Raw genomic sequence first — 12,350 nt, forward strand, 5'->3', positions numbered from 1 at the left:
ATGGTTCCTGTTGAGCCAGCGATCGTCATCCATGTCAATGGCACTCCTCACACCTTGAGGCGATCGCTCTCGATTCCAGAACTCTGTGAGCTGCTCAACATTCACCCCCGCTTAGTTGCCATTGAATACAATGGGGAGATTTTGCACCGGCAGTTTTGGCAAACGACCTATGTCCAAGAGGGCGATCGCTTGGAGATTGTCACGATTGTCGGTGGCGGCTAATGCGCGCTTGGCGATGGCCTCTGATTGCGCTGCTGGTTTGTCTGTGCACCCTCAGCCTCGGAAGCTGTGCTGGGCTGATGACGCCCCGTGGCAACCAGTTGGTCACCGCCGTCACCTCAGACCCGAAAACCTTTAACTACGCTCTCAGTCAAGAATCTCCCAACGTCTTTGGGTATCTCTACACAGGGTTAGTTCAGGAAAACGGCCTCACCGGTGAGCTGGAGCCTGCCTTGGCCGAGGCTTGGGAAGTCAAGCCTGAAACCCTTGAGATTGTCTTTCGACTTAGGCCGAATTTGCAATGGTCGGATGGGGTGCCCCTCACCAGTGAGGATGTGGTGTTCACCTACAACGAGATCTATTTCAATCCCGAGATTCCCACCAGTAGTCGCGATATTCTTCGCATTGGCCAGAAGGGGCTACTGCCGCAGGTGACCGCCCAAGGCGATCGCCAAGTGACCTTTAAGCTGCCTGAACCCTTTGCCCCTTTTTTACGCACTACCGGCTTGCCAATTTTGCCTGCCCATGTGCTCCGAAAAGCCGTCCACGAGCGGGATAGCCAAGGGCGGTTGAAGTTTCTCTCCCTGTGGGGCACCGACACCGACCCGCGGCAAATTGTCGGCAACGGCCCTTTTGTGATGGAGCGGTATGTCAACGGCCAACGGCTCATTTTTCGGCGCAATCTCTTCTACTGGCGATCGCCCTTGCCCCATCTAGAACGCTTCATTTGGCAGATTGTGGAATCCACCGACACCGCCCTGCTGCAATTTCGCTCCGGGGGTTTGGATTTATTTACCGTTACGCCGGAGATGTTTGCGCTTCTCAAGCGCGAGGAAAAGCGCGGCCGGTTTCGCATTTATAACAGCGGCCCTAGTGCCAACACCCTTTTTCTGTGCTTTAATCTCAATCGCGGTCGCCGCAATGGCAAACCCCTGGTGGATCCTGTCAAGTCCGCGTGGTTTAACGATGTCCGCTTTCGGCAAGCCGTGGCCTATGCCCTCGATCGCCAGCGGATGATTAACAACATTTACCAAGGTTTAGGGGCACCTCAACATTCAACGATTCCCGTCCAAAGCCCCTTTTACTTCTCCCCGGAGCAGGGACTGCCCACCTACAGCTACGATGTGGCCAAAGCCAAGGCACTCCTGCAAGCGGCCGGCTTCCGCTACGACGAGCAAGGACGCCTCTTTGACGCCAAGGGAAATCGCGTTCGCTTTTCCCTAATCACGAATGCCGGTAACAAAATCCGTGAGGCCATTGCCACCCAAATTCAGCAGGACTTGGGGGCGATCGGGATGCAGGTGGATCTGCAATTTTTGGCCTTTGGCACCCTTGTGGATCGCCTCTCCAATTCCCTAGAGTGGGAAGCCCATATTCTCGGTTTTACCGGCGGGGGCAATGAACCCAATAGCGGTGCCAATATCTGGCGGGTAGATGGCCTGTTGCATACATTCAATCAGCAACCCGCCCCCAATCAACCCCCAATTACCGGTCGCGTTGTCGCCGACTGGGAGCAGCGCATCAGCGATCTCTATGTCCAAGGGGCACAGGAGCTCAATCCGGAACGCCGCAAGCAGATCTACGCCGAAGCGCAGCGACTGGCTCAGGAGTATCTCCCCTTTATCTACTTGGTGAATCCCCTTTCCCTGACCGCCTTTCGCAATCATGTGGTGGGGGCAAATCCGACGGCGCTGGGGGGTGCCCTGTGGAACCTCGATGAACTGAAGGTGCAAATGACCGCCGATTAGGCCTCTTCAGGCTGCGTTGGAAGTTCAGTGGGCTTGCTTTCTGTGGCCAACTGTACCTTGGCCTGTTGCCAGAGGGCTTCCAGTTCCTCTAGGGTGTAGGTCTCAAGGGGGCGGTCAATGGCCGCCTCAATGCACTCCAAGCGCTGAATAAAGCGTTGATAGGTTTGTTGCAGGGCATTCACAGGATCCAGTTGGCACCAGCGGGCAAGGTTAATCACACTGAAAAGCAAGTCCCCCAGCTCGGCAGCCTGTTGCTCGGCATTCCCTTGCAGAAGCGCCTCCTGAAACTCCGCCAGTTCTTCGTAAAATTTCTCCCAGACGCCGCTAATGCTTGGCCAATCTAAACCGGCGCGACTGGCGCGCTCACCGATTTTCATCCCCGCCATCAGGGGGGGCAGGGTGCGGGCATAGCGTTGCAGTTTTTGACTGAGGGGGAGGGAGTCCTCACCGCCCTTTTCGGCAGCCTTGATTCGCTCCCATTGGTCGCGCACCTCCTGCGCCGTGGTTAGGGCCACCTTCCCAAAGACATGGGGATGGCGACGGATCAGTTTATCGGTAATCCCCTCAATGACCTGGGCAAGGGTAAATTGGTTGGCTTCTTGAGCCAGTTGACTCTGGAGCACCACTTGCAGCAACAGGTCTCCTAGTTCTTCGGCGATCGCCCCAGTGTCTCCCTCTTGCAGGGCATGGACAACTTCGTAGGCCTCCTCAAGAACATAGGGAATGAGGCTGGTGGGTGTCTGCTGCAAATCCCAAGGACAGCCCCGCTCAGGATGGCGCAGTTCGCGAACCACGTCAATTAGGCGTTGAAATTGAATCAGGGCCGCCGGTAGGGGAGGTGGCACATACAGTTGGAGCGGGCAGGTTGCCTCCGTGAGTTCTGCTAATTCCCCAAGCGTTAGGCTCGTACTACAGTGTTCTCCGTCAATGAGGGTTAAGGGTGTTTCCAAAGGCCAGTGGTGGCGGAGATGTTGTGCCAAGCGGTGGGCGATCGCCAGCGTCGGAATCTCTGTAATCAAGCCACCCTGAGGCAATTCTTTTGCTTCCGCTAAAACAGTCGCTGCTGATAAAACTGTTAGGGGCATGGCCATAGGCGCAATCACCGGATGCTGCATCACGATTGTTTGCCTATCATCGCCAATTTGTTGAGGTGAATGCTAGGGATGGCCCAGAAAGTGCCCATCAACCCACTGTCCTTGGAGTAAAACGAAAGGAAAGATTTAGACTAAATGTAACAAAACATTTCTTAGGTTGATCATGGCAGATTTTCTGTTGCGAGCGACGGCTGCGTCTGAAGGTATCCGTGCCGTGGGTGTGATTACTACTCAACTGACCGAGGAAGCCCGCAAACGCCACCAACTCTCCTACGTTGCCACGGCTGCGCTGGGACGAACCATGGCCGCTGGTTTAATTCTCGCCTCTAGTTTCAAACAGCCCCAAGCACGGGTAAATGTGCGCATTCAAGGCAATGGCCCCCTAGGAACAATCTTTGCTGATGCGGGTGCCGATGGCACCGTTCGCGGCTATGTGCAGTATCCGAGTGTCGAACTGCCCCCCAATGCCAAGGGTAAACTGGATGTGGGTGCAGCAGTGGGTTCTCAGGGGTACCTCTACGTCATCCACGATCTGGGCTACGGCTATCCCTATTCCAGCACGGTGGAACTGGTCTCGGGGGAAATTGCTGAAGATGTCACCTACTACCTTGCCACCTCAGAGCAAACTCCCTCAGCCCTGATGTTGGGCGTTTTTGTCGAAGAGGCGGGAGTGACTGCTGCTGGGGGGCTGATGTTGCAGGTGCTGCCAAAGGCTGCCAATGATGAACACCTCATTGCTACCCTTGAACAACGGGTGGCTAATCTCAAGGGCTTTACACCGCTGCTACAGGCGGGACGAACATTGCCCGATATCTTTCAGGAACTCCTTGGGGATATGGATTTGCAAATTTTGCCCCAACGGCAAATGGTGCGCTTCCACTGTGGCTGTTCCCACGAACGGATGCTAGCGGCACTCAAGCTCCTAGGGGAGGCAGAATTAAAGGATATTCTAGCCACAGAGGCAAAGGCAGAGGCCACCTGCCAGTTCTGTAATGCTGTCTATTGGGCGGATCAGCCGATGTTGGAGCAGTTGATTGCGGAGTTGGCCACTGCCTCAGTCTAAGCCCTTATTTCTGAGGAGTTTGCGTCATGTCCAGTGTGGTTGCCACTGCCCAACCCCCGTTGCATTTTCTCCCCCAGCGGTTTAGCTACCCAGTCTGGTGGACGGTGGCGCGGCTCCTGCCCTTCTATATCCGTTATGGCCTGGGTCTCAATCGGGTTGAAGGGGTCAATGTCGAGACCCTTGCCCGTTATTACGAACAGTTCCAGCAGGGACAGGTGCGACTCCTCATTGCCTTTCGCCATCCCTGCACGGATGATCCTTTGGTGATGGGCTATTTGATGTGGCATCTGTTGCCGCAGACAGCAGGGCGGTTAGGTATTCGCTTGCGCTCCCCAACAAATGGCTATTTTCTCTACGATCGCGGGATTCCCCTCTGGGCAGGGGAGCAAATTGGTTGGCTCTTTTCACGGTTGGGGGGCATTTCAATCATGCGCGGCAAGCTCGATAGCCAAGCCCTGCGATCGGCACGGGAATTACTCCTAGAGGGACGATTTCCCCTAGCGGCAGCGCCGGAGGGAGCTACGAATGAACACAACGAACTGGTCGCACCTTTAGAGCCGGGTGTGGCACAACTGGGATTCTGGTGTCTGGAGGATTTGGCCAAGGGGGGGCGATCGCTTCCTGTGGTCATTCTCCCCATTGGCATTCAATACACCCTCAGTCAGCCCTCTTGGGAACGCATGGCAGTGCTGATGAGCCGGTTAGAGAACCGCCTTGGGTGTCCCACCCCTTCCCAGAGTGCCGAGCCGCAGGATCTCTACCGCCGCCTCTTGAATTTGGCAATGCATCTGCTGGATCGCCTAGAAACCTTTTATGCTACCTCCTACCGCCAAGATTTTCCCGGACTGCCGCCCTTTGATTCTCCGAATGCGGAATTAGCGGCACGAATTCAGCGACTCCTCAACAGTGCTCTGGTGGTGGCGGAGTCCTACTTTGGTCTTAAACCCAGTGAAGACTTTGTGAGTCGCTGTCGGCGGATTGAGCAGGCGGCTTGGGAACGGATGTTTCGCGCTGACTTGGCACAACTGTCTGCCGTAGAACGCTGTTTAGCCGATTGGTTGGCGGAGGAAGCCAATGTGCGATTACGTCATATGCGTCTCGCGGAGCGATTTACCTCGATTACGGGTAGCTATATCCGTGAGAAATTCACAATTAATCGTTTTGCAGATATTGCCCTGATTCTCTGGCGCACCTTCGATTGGCTAGAGGGGAAAAGCCCAAATGTGAATCGCTTGGTGGGATTGCGGCAGGTGCGTGTCAGTGTCGGGGAACCCTTGAATCTGGAGAGCTATTGGCCGCTGTATCGGCGCGATCGCCAAGGGGCACGGCAGGCCGTCAAGGAAGTCACTGACCAGATTCGCCAGCAATTTCAAGCCCTGATTGTACCCCCAGAGGCTTGAACGGATAGAAGTTTGAGGTCTAAGCCAAACACAGGAGTGATCGCTCCAGCATCTCATCGTGGCAAAATATGTAGTAGAGGTCGCGCCTGCTCAGCCGCCGCCCGCTGACATAGGGAATAATCAGCGCCTCCCAACGGGAACGATGGGTGGAGGCCAAGATCACTGAACCACTTTTGGGCACCTGCGCCTGCCCTTGCACCTCAAGGGACAGATGGAGCCTCCCACCGCCGCAGGGTTTGGGTGGACACACCCTTTCATTTCACCGCTTGAGAAATTGATAGTTTGCTCATAACGACGATTACACACCATAAAAGTATAAGCTTGTGTAATTTTGGTTAATTTATCGGTTACTGCTGTTACCCCCCAGCAAACGGTACATCAATGGCATGAGGAGAGGGGAAACGTTGGGCAATGAGGCTTTAGCAGAATCTTGCATTAGACGTGAAGAGTGAACCGGCTTTGACACGTAGAAGCTAGATGAGGGCGATCGCCCCAATCTTGCTAGGAATGGCGAACCAGTTCGCAAATTGGCAAATAGAGTCCCCGTTAGTTGTTGGCAATACTGAGAATCCAAGTACCCACATAACGCATCAAAGGAATATCCCCAGGGGAGCCAATGCGGGCATTGAAGTAAAACATCCCACCATGATTGGGGTTGCGCACATTATTGAGGATGATTTGAACGGGTTCCCCTGCCGGAATCACTTCTGCCGGCACGATGTCAATAACGCGGTTATCTCGATCTACCGTGACTTCGGCCAGATCAATTTTTTTGCCTAGCTCTCGCCGAAATTGGAAAAAGCTATTCCCCCGACTGCCACCCACTCTGACTTCAATTCCCTTGGGATCGATAATGCCGTTGTAGTAGTCAGAATAGGTGATATTGATGCGGTTAATGGCCACCTTTTGCTGACCAAGGCGCAGCCAGTAGCGATCGCCCATAAAACCGGGCGTGCCGTAGTCTAAATGATATTGGAGCTGCTGTCGCCCACTCGGCCCTTCCCCCCACGTAAAGGTAAAGCCTTGATTGGCTTGGGCACGCACAAGGGCAGGAGTCCCAAGACTAAGGGTGCACCCCACAAGGATAAGCGCTGGCAGGAAACGTTTCACCATACAAGACCCTATTACGACACACCACAGACATCTGAGCTTTTTGACGGGGAGGATTCGCTCAACGTTCCCCTACACATCAGTCTGCTTAGTATCCTAACGGCAAAGACTCACCATTGCGAAGAAAAATTAAACTTTATTGAGAGACTTTCCCTTAGTTGCTGGTTTGCTGCACGAGCTGGGCAAAGAATCCCCCACGACTGGTGACACTGGAGTGAGCATCTTTATCCGCCAGTTGTACTGCCACAATTTCTGAGGTGAGAACAGTTAACTTCTTGCCCACTTGGCGATCGCAGGTCAGTTCAAGAACAGTCGGGGTGCCACTGGCCATGGCCTGCTGAATTTGCTGATAGACGGCTGTCGCTGCTGCACTTTCTTTGCGCTCAATGCTGACGGGCATGGGGACATGACGCAGAATTAAATCAATCGTGTACATTGCGTTCTTTAATCACTTAGACTCAGCTCGTATATTCACTGTAAAACGCTGTAGCCAGAAAATCATCGGTGACTCAACGGGCTGATCCACTGCCGATGGAGCGATCGCAATAGAGGCACATCCACATAGGTTGTCCAGCCCACCTCACCGCGAATCACTTGAAAGGGGTAGTCGGGTTCCCCTAGGCAATCCAACACAAGCACCGCATCGCGAAAATCATGATCCTTAGTGTAGTCGGTGATGGTGATAATGGTCGCTAGGCGACTGGCAGTAGCTGCCTGAATCCCATTGGCCGAATCCTCAAAGGCAAGGCACTCCTGTGGTGAGAGGCACATTTTTTCAAGGGTGTAAAGGTAAATGTCGGGTGCGGGCTTCTTGGCCGGCACCACATCCCCGGCGGCAATGATCTCAAACCAACGGACACCATCAGCAGCAAGGGCATTTTCCAAGAGGGCGGTAACATTGGCAGGAGTAGTTGTGGTGGCGATCGCCAAACGTAATCCGGCTTCACGGGCTTCAGTGAGGAGCCGCTTGACTCCCGGTCGCAGTGGAATAGCGCCTTCTGCCAATAGCTCCGTATAGTAGCGGGTCTTAGCCTTGTGCAAATCGGCAATCAGAGCGTCCAAATTTTGGGGACGTGGCCAATCGGGACGAAAGCGATCCAGATAATACTTCATCCGCTCCTTGCCCCCCGCTACCGCCAGCAGTTGGCCATAGAGGGGAATATCCCATTCCCAATCTAAGCCTGCCGCCGCAAAGGCTTTATTGAAGGCAACGCGATGACCATCTCGCTCAGTATCCGCTAAGGTGCCATCCACATCAAAAATCAGGGCTTTGAGGTGAGCCATAGAGATTTGTACTGAATCCCCGCAGGGGAAAAATTAATGGAATGACTGTAATTTTACCAGTCGTGCTCGCACTGCTTGATCATTGGTGACTGGTTCACGAAAATGCCGAGTTTCCTCAGAACCAAGGCCATAGACCTGTACCGAAACAGCGCCGACCCGCTGCCCTGCCTTGTCAAAGAGTTCAAAGTCGGCCTGAATCATGCGAAAGTCCTCTTCGCTGTAGTTTTTCAGAACGCCCACAATAAAGGGTGTACCGCCCTCAAGATGCCACTTAAAATCGGCCATGGTGACGCCTTGTTGCGCAAGGTTACCGCCAATCAACTGCTGCATTCGTTGCTGTTGCTGCAACTGACCGAGAGAGTAGCTAAAGATTACTAGTAAACTTACAATCCCGGCGGCGATCGCCACCACCCAAGGAGCCGAGGAGGCATACACAGGAGCAACAAGGGCGGGGTTGCGGGGCGCAGATCAATCACTTCCTCCCAATCGGGTTTGGGCGACCCTTGAATGCGGCCAATAATTTTAATGCGGGCGATGTCATCAAGGTGAAACTGTCCCAAGCGGGACTTGAGAAGATTCACCAAGGCAGAATAATGGGCAACGGTACCGGGGGGCTTGTTCAAAACAATGTTTAATTGGTTGCGAAACTGGTTTACTTGAACAACGACGGCGTGTTCTGAAAGCACATCCTGAAGTATTTCGCGAATTTGCTCAACCTGTAGTAGCCCCATGTCCGCAACCCCTACCTTGTAGCAACAGAATGACTGCTGGGAAACTTTTGCCTACCAATGGTAAAGCTAACGTTCTATCTGACAGTGTACACAGAGTCCTAAGGATACAAATCTGTGGATTTACAGCACTTTACGGTTCTAGCTAGATCTGACAGCGATCACAATGGCCACAACGCAACCCCTTTGCTTCAGTGGCAAAACCAAAGACTTGGAGGAGAAACTGCCAGCGGCATCCCCGGTGATAGAGAAACTGCTGCATCAACTGTTCTGGAGTGTCTTTGGGCGGAGGTGGCACCTGGGCCAAGGGTTGACGGCAATAGTGAAAGGGGTCTTGCCAGCGCAGGGCGCCCTGTTGGTGCAGGAGTGCCAAGGTCAATTCCACCTCAGGCCAGTGTTGCCGCAGTTGCGGAAGATTACCCTTGAGGGGCAGATGCGCCTGCAGTGCCATGGCGCGGTTGTAGGTCTCTTGACTCTGGCGCTGAAAAAACTGCCACCGCTGTTGATCTTCACGATCCAACCCCCAGCGATCGCTCACCAAAGCCAGTGCCTGTGCCGGTTGGCCATCGCGTCCGGCGCGTCCCACCTCTTGCAGGTATTCACTCAGTTGAAGGGGGGGCTGATAGTGGCAGATCCAGCGCACATTGGGTTTATTGACCCCCATGCCAAAGGCATTGGTACAGACGACAAAGGGCAGCTTGTCCTGCAACCAATCCGTCTCAATTTGGCGGCGCCGGGCTGCCGGCAGTCCGCCGTGATAAGCGGTGGTGGGGTGACCCTGCGCCTGAAGCCAACCGGCCAAGGTTTCACAGTCGCGGCGGGTACGGGCATAGATCAACCCTGAGGTTTTCCCCTGCTGCTTAAGAAATTGCCGCAGACAATGGCGGCGATACCCCCGACTCCACACCGTATGTACGGCCAAATGGAGATTGGCACGATAGGGGCTGTGAACAATCTGCACCGGCTGCTCTAGACCTAAAACCTCAATGAGGATGCGCCGAGCACTGGGGTCGGCAGTGGCGGTAAAGGCGGCGATCGCGGGGGGTGGGTGGTGGGGTTTCAGCTGACGCAGGGCAGGCCGCACCGTTCCCAAGCGACGATAAACGGGCCGAAAGCGATCGCCCCACTGCACAAGGCAATGGGCTTCATCCACAATTAAGCCGTTGAGGCGCACCTGCGGTGAACAGAGGCGCTGCCAAAAGGGGTCAGAAAAGAGCGACTCCGGAGAAAGATACAGCAGGCGGTAGTGAGTTAAGTGCGAGAGAATCCGGCGGCGTTGACTGCCGGGCAGTTCACTGTGGTAGGCTGCCGCAGCAAGACCCCGTTGCTGCAATTCAGTCACTTGATTTTCCATGAGGGCAAGCAGCGGCGAGATCACCAGCGTCAATCCTCCCTGCAGCACGGCCGGCAACTGAAAACAGAGACTTTTGCCGGCCCCTGTGGGCAAGACAACTAAGGCATCCCGCCGTTGCCATAGGGCGGTGATTACCTCCGCTTGGGGCGATCGCAATTCAGAGTAGCCCCAGTATTGTTGGAGAGCAGCCTGTATCGGTTCTAGCTGGGTATCCGACATTGCATCGGCTCAAGCCTTGAAGTCATTTTTCAGAGTTCTCAGCATTGCAAAAAGCGGCACAGTCTTCTGGGAGCGGCGAGAGAAGTCAACTTAGAATAATTCTAAGCGAGAAATCCTAAGATGCTTTAGGCCTATCACTGTTGCCGAAGTGTAAAACGCTTATGGAGATGAACCTATGGGCATGAAATTTGTGCCGCTGGTGTGTGTGGTAATGTTGGCAGCGGTGGTCGCTCCGGCAACTGCCCAAAGCCGCCGCCAACCCACTAACCCCCAACAATTTCCGGTGAGTCAGCCCACCTTGCCCCAAGCCTTTGAACGCATTGATGGCACTCAAGGATACTGGCAAGATGACTCCATCGCTGGTGATGCCGCTTTTACGTTTGGTGCGCCCACCTATCGCGACAATGACATCATTCATCGGGCGCGGCGAATTAACTATCTCTCCACCGATGCGTGGTACCAGCAAAGCAATCAACCGCCTGTCCGCAGCCGTGATCTCGATAGTCCCTTCTGCACCTCGATGTACGGTACGCCCTTTCCCTGCAATTTGATGGTGGAGTCACCACTGCCACCTCCGCAGCAGCCTTTCTTTGCCCCGCCACCCCCCCCCCTGCGGTGATGCCAACTCCCCCGGTACGTGCCCTATATTGAAATTTCTGGGATAAGGTTAAAGATTGGGGGCAATGCCCCCTTTTTGAGTTTTTAACGGGTGATCGCCGAGGAACAGCGTGTAGCATCCTTTAGGCAGTTCCATTAAAATAAAATAGATTGCAGTGCTTAAAAAAGCATTAATAAATTTTTCTTTTTCTTAAAAGTGTTCCCATTGAACCATTAGCTAACTTTTATTTTGCTTACCACGGGGAATCTCAAAAGCTATCATTTAATTTCTTCTTACTTTGTTGCCTGTTGAAGAGCTGAGTCTCACCGTCTGGAATCATGTTAAACCTCCCCTATAGAATGTATAAAACCCATCCCCTACTCAAACTTCTATCAAGTGTTGTTCTATTACACATACAAAACTGATCCATAGGTTCTCCCTAATGATGCTTCCCCATCAAGAACGGCTCTCAATTTTTATCGATGGGAATAATATGTTCTATGCCCAGCAGAAGAATGGCTGGTTTTTCGATCCCCGTCGAGTGCTTGAATTCTTCACCCGCGATCCTAACATTGTATTGGTGAATGCCTTTTGGTACACCGGCATCAAGGACACACAAGATCAGCGTTCCTTTCGAGACGCCCTGATTAACCTTGGCTATACGGTGCGCACAAAACTGTTGAAAGAGTACTACGATGAAAGCCTTGGCAAATATTATCAAAAGGCCAATTTAGATATCGAAATCGTGATTGATATGTTTAACACGGTCGATCAGTACGATCGCGTCGTTCTCTTTAGTGGCGATGGTGATTTTGAGCGGGCGATCGAGCTGTTGCGTTCCAAGAATACCCACATCACAGTGGTTTCTACCGAAGGGATGATTGCCCGTGAACTGCGCAACGCCACCGATCGCTACATTGATCTCAATGAGATTCGCCCCTTTATCGAAAAAATTGACCTGCAAAACGCCAACTAAAAAGCGCACCTAGCGATCGCCAGATGCGCCAGTCAATGAAGTGCTTTCTAAAATTCCTAGAACAGGCCGAGGGTCAGCGACTTATCCAAGGGGAAAGCAGCACCAATCCCCAGCCACAGCGTCACCAAGGTGCCAAAGAGGAAGACCGTCATGGCCACAGGACGACGGAAGGGATTCTGGAATTTGTTGACACTCTCAATAAAAGGAATCAGCATCAAGCCCAAGGGGATCGAAGCATTCATGAGCACGCCCAGCAGCTTGTTGGGCACCACCCGGAAAATCTGGAAGGTGGGATAGAGGTACCACTCTGGCAAAATTTCCAAGGGAGTGGCAAAGGGATCTGCGGGTTCACCAACCATCGCCGGATCCATCACTGCTAAGCCGATCACGAGGGCAATCGTGCCCATAATCACCACAGGAAAGATGTAGAGCAGATCATTGGGCCAAGCGGGTTCGCCATAGTAGTTGTGGCCCATGCCTTTTTTGAGTTTTGCCCGCAGCGCCGGATTCGTTAAATCAGGCTTTTTCAAAACTTTTGCCATAAATCAATCGTTCTC

The 12,350-nt window shown here is 53.4% G+C and carries 15 protein-coding genes; 6 read left to right on the top strand and 9 right to left on the bottom strand.

Going from position 1 to position 12,350, the window contains the following annotated elements:
- Positions 1 to 222, top strand: coding sequence for a sulfur carrier protein ThiS (gene thiS, locus ACK4IR_RS02735; RefSeq protein ID WP_409872237.1), 222 nt, complete (start codon positions 1 to 3; stop codon positions 220 to 222).
- Entirely contained in the window at positions 222 to 1,967 is a 1,746-nt protein-coding gene (locus ACK4IR_RS02740) for an ABC transporter substrate-binding protein (protein ID WP_409872240.1), read from the top strand. The genes thiS and ACK4IR_RS02740 overlap by 1 nt, the downstream gene beginning before the upstream one ends.
- Here ACK4IR_RS02740 and mazG read toward each other — a convergent pair.
- A complete protein-coding gene (mazG, locus tag ACK4IR_RS02745) occupies positions 1,964 to 3,082 on the bottom strand; it encodes a nucleoside triphosphate pyrophosphohydrolase (RefSeq protein ID WP_409872376.1) in 1,119 nt (372 codons plus the stop codon). The two genes, ACK4IR_RS02740 and mazG, sit on opposite strands and share 4 nt — an antisense overlap.
- 142 nt (positions 3,083 to 3,224) lie before the next feature.
- On the opposite strand from mazG, the gene hslO reads away from it, so the two are divergent.
- Together hslO and ACK4IR_RS02755 are read left to right on the top strand one after the other, a co-directional pair.
- Positions 3,225 to 4,124, top strand: coding sequence for an Hsp33 family molecular chaperone HslO (gene hslO, locus ACK4IR_RS02750; protein ID WP_409872242.1), 900 nt, complete (start codon positions 3,225 to 3,227; stop codon positions 4,122 to 4,124).
- 26 nt (positions 4,125 to 4,150) lie between these two features.
- On the top strand, positions 4,151 to 5,524 hold the full coding sequence (locus tag ACK4IR_RS02755; protein WP_409872245.1) for a 1-acyl-sn-glycerol-3-phosphate acyltransferase: 1,374 nt from the start codon (positions 4,151 to 4,153) through the stop codon (positions 5,522 to 5,524).
- A 19-nt stretch (positions 5,525 to 5,543) separates the two neighbouring features.
- Here ACK4IR_RS02755 and ACK4IR_RS02760 read toward each other — a convergent pair whose 3' ends face one another.
- The 7 genes from ACK4IR_RS02760 to ACK4IR_RS02790 all read right to left on the bottom strand — a co-directional run bounded on the left by ACK4IR_RS02760 (position 5,544) and on the right by ACK4IR_RS02790 (position 10,219).
- Positions 5,544 to 5,774 (bottom strand): hypothetical protein, encoded by a 231-nt coding sequence (locus ACK4IR_RS02760; RefSeq protein ID WP_409872248.1) that lies wholly within the window; start codon positions 5,772 to 5,774, stop codon positions 5,544 to 5,546.
- 296 nt (positions 5,775 to 6,070) lie between these two features.
- Positions 6,071 to 6,637 (bottom strand): DUF2808 domain-containing protein, encoded by a 567-nt coding sequence (locus tag ACK4IR_RS02765; RefSeq protein ID WP_409872251.1) that lies wholly within the window; start codon positions 6,635 to 6,637, stop codon positions 6,071 to 6,073.
- Between the two features lie 151 nt (positions 6,638 to 6,788).
- Positions 6,789 to 7,070 carry a hypothetical protein gene (locus ACK4IR_RS02770; protein WP_409872253.1) on the bottom strand — a complete coding sequence of 94 codons (282 nt, stop codon included), beginning with the start codon at positions 7,068 to 7,070 and terminating at the stop codon, positions 6,789 to 6,791.
- A 62-nt stretch (positions 7,071 to 7,132) separates the two neighbouring features.
- A complete protein-coding gene (locus tag ACK4IR_RS02775; protein WP_409872256.1) occupies positions 7,133 to 7,918 on the bottom strand; it encodes an HAD family hydrolase in 786 nt (261 codons plus the stop codon).
- 33 nt (positions 7,919 to 7,951) lie between these two features.
- A complete protein-coding gene (locus tag ACK4IR_RS02780) occupies positions 7,952 to 8,353 on the bottom strand; it encodes an FxLYD domain-containing protein (RefSeq protein WP_409872259.1) in 402 nt (133 codons plus the stop codon).
- Positions 8,302 to 8,649 (bottom strand): hypothetical protein, encoded by a 348-nt coding sequence (locus ACK4IR_RS02785; RefSeq protein WP_409872261.1) that lies wholly within the window; start codon positions 8,647 to 8,649, stop codon positions 8,302 to 8,304. Before ACK4IR_RS02785 ends, ACK4IR_RS02780 begins: the two co-directional genes overlap by 52 nt.
- Before the next feature lie 142 nt (positions 8,650 to 8,791).
- Positions 8,792 to 10,219 carry a RecQ family ATP-dependent DNA helicase gene (locus tag ACK4IR_RS02790; protein WP_409872263.1) on the bottom strand — a complete coding sequence of 476 codons (1,428 nt, stop codon included), beginning with the start codon at positions 10,217 to 10,219 and terminating at the stop codon, positions 8,792 to 8,794.
- 175 nt (positions 10,220 to 10,394) lie between these two features.
- On the opposite strand from ACK4IR_RS02790, the gene ACK4IR_RS02795 reads away from it, so the two are divergent.
- Both ACK4IR_RS02795 and ACK4IR_RS02800 read left to right on the top strand, forming a co-directional pair.
- A complete protein-coding gene (locus tag ACK4IR_RS02795) occupies positions 10,395 to 10,838 on the top strand; it encodes a hypothetical protein (RefSeq protein WP_409872266.1) in 444 nt (147 codons plus the stop codon).
- A gap of 424 nt (positions 10,839 to 11,262) precedes the next feature.
- Positions 11,263 to 11,793 carry an NYN domain-containing protein gene (locus ACK4IR_RS02800; RefSeq protein WP_409872379.1) on the top strand — a complete coding sequence of 177 codons (531 nt, stop codon included), beginning with the start codon at positions 11,263 to 11,265 and terminating at the stop codon, positions 11,791 to 11,793.
- 56 nt (positions 11,794 to 11,849) lie between these two features.
- On the opposite strand, the gene petD is transcribed toward ACK4IR_RS02800, so the two are convergent.
- Positions 11,850 to 12,335, bottom strand: coding sequence for a cytochrome b6-f complex subunit IV (gene petD / locus ACK4IR_RS02805; RefSeq protein WP_011056640.1), 486 nt, complete (start codon positions 12,333 to 12,335; stop codon positions 11,850 to 11,852).
- Between the last annotated feature and the right edge of the window lie 15 nt (positions 12,336 to 12,350).

This window comes from Thermosynechococcus sp., assembly GCF_046299635.1.
In the GTDB taxonomy this organism is placed as follows: Bacteria; Cyanobacteriota; Cyanobacteriia; order Thermosynechococcales; family Thermosynechococcaceae; genus Thermosynechococcus.

What these genes read in the sequence shown, in the direction of transcription:
- thiS (WP_409872237.1), top strand. Translation starts at nt 1, where the DNA reads ATGGTTCCTGTTGAGCCAGCGATCGTCATCCATGTCAATGGCACTCCT.
- ACK4IR_RS02740 (WP_409872240.1), top strand. Translation starts at nt 222, where the DNA reads ATGCGCGCTTGGCGATGGCCTCTGATTGCGCTGCTGGTTTGTCTGTGC.
- mazG (WP_409872376.1), bottom strand. Translation starts at nt 3,082, where the DNA reads ATGCAGCATCCGGTGATTGCGCCTATGGCCATGCCCCTAACAGTTTTA.
- hslO (WP_409872242.1), top strand. Translation starts at nt 3,225, where the DNA reads ATGGCAGATTTTCTGTTGCGAGCGACGGCTGCGTCTGAAGGTATCCGT.
- ACK4IR_RS02755 (WP_409872245.1), top strand. Translation starts at nt 4,151, where the DNA reads ATGTCCAGTGTGGTTGCCACTGCCCAACCCCCGTTGCATTTTCTCCCC.
- ACK4IR_RS02765 (WP_409872251.1), bottom strand. Translation starts at nt 6,637, where the DNA reads ATGGTGAAACGTTTCCTGCCAGCGCTTATCCTTGTGGGGTGCACCCTT.
- ACK4IR_RS02770 (WP_409872253.1), bottom strand. Translation starts at nt 7,070, where the DNA reads ATGTACACGATTGATTTAATTCTGCGTCATGTCCCCATGCCCGTCAGC.
- ACK4IR_RS02775 (WP_409872256.1), bottom strand. Translation starts at nt 7,918, where the DNA reads ATGGCTCACCTCAAAGCCCTGATTTTTGATGTGGATGGCACCTTAGCG.
- ACK4IR_RS02785 (WP_409872261.1), bottom strand. Translation starts at nt 8,649, where the DNA reads ATGGGGCTACTACAGGTTGAGCAAATTCGCGAAATACTTCAGGATGTG.
- ACK4IR_RS02790 (WP_409872263.1), bottom strand. Translation starts at nt 10,219, where the DNA reads ATGTCGGATACCCAGCTAGAACCGATACAGGCTGCTCTCCAACAATAC.
- ACK4IR_RS02795 (WP_409872266.1), top strand. Translation starts at nt 10,395, where the DNA reads ATGGGCATGAAATTTGTGCCGCTGGTGTGTGTGGTAATGTTGGCAGCG.
- ACK4IR_RS02800 (WP_409872379.1), top strand. Translation starts at nt 11,263, where the DNA reads ATGCTTCCCCATCAAGAACGGCTCTCAATTTTTATCGATGGGAATAAT.
- petD (WP_011056640.1), bottom strand. Translation starts at nt 12,335, where the DNA reads ATGGCAAAAGTTTTGAAAAAGCCTGATTTAACGAATCCGGCGCTGCGG.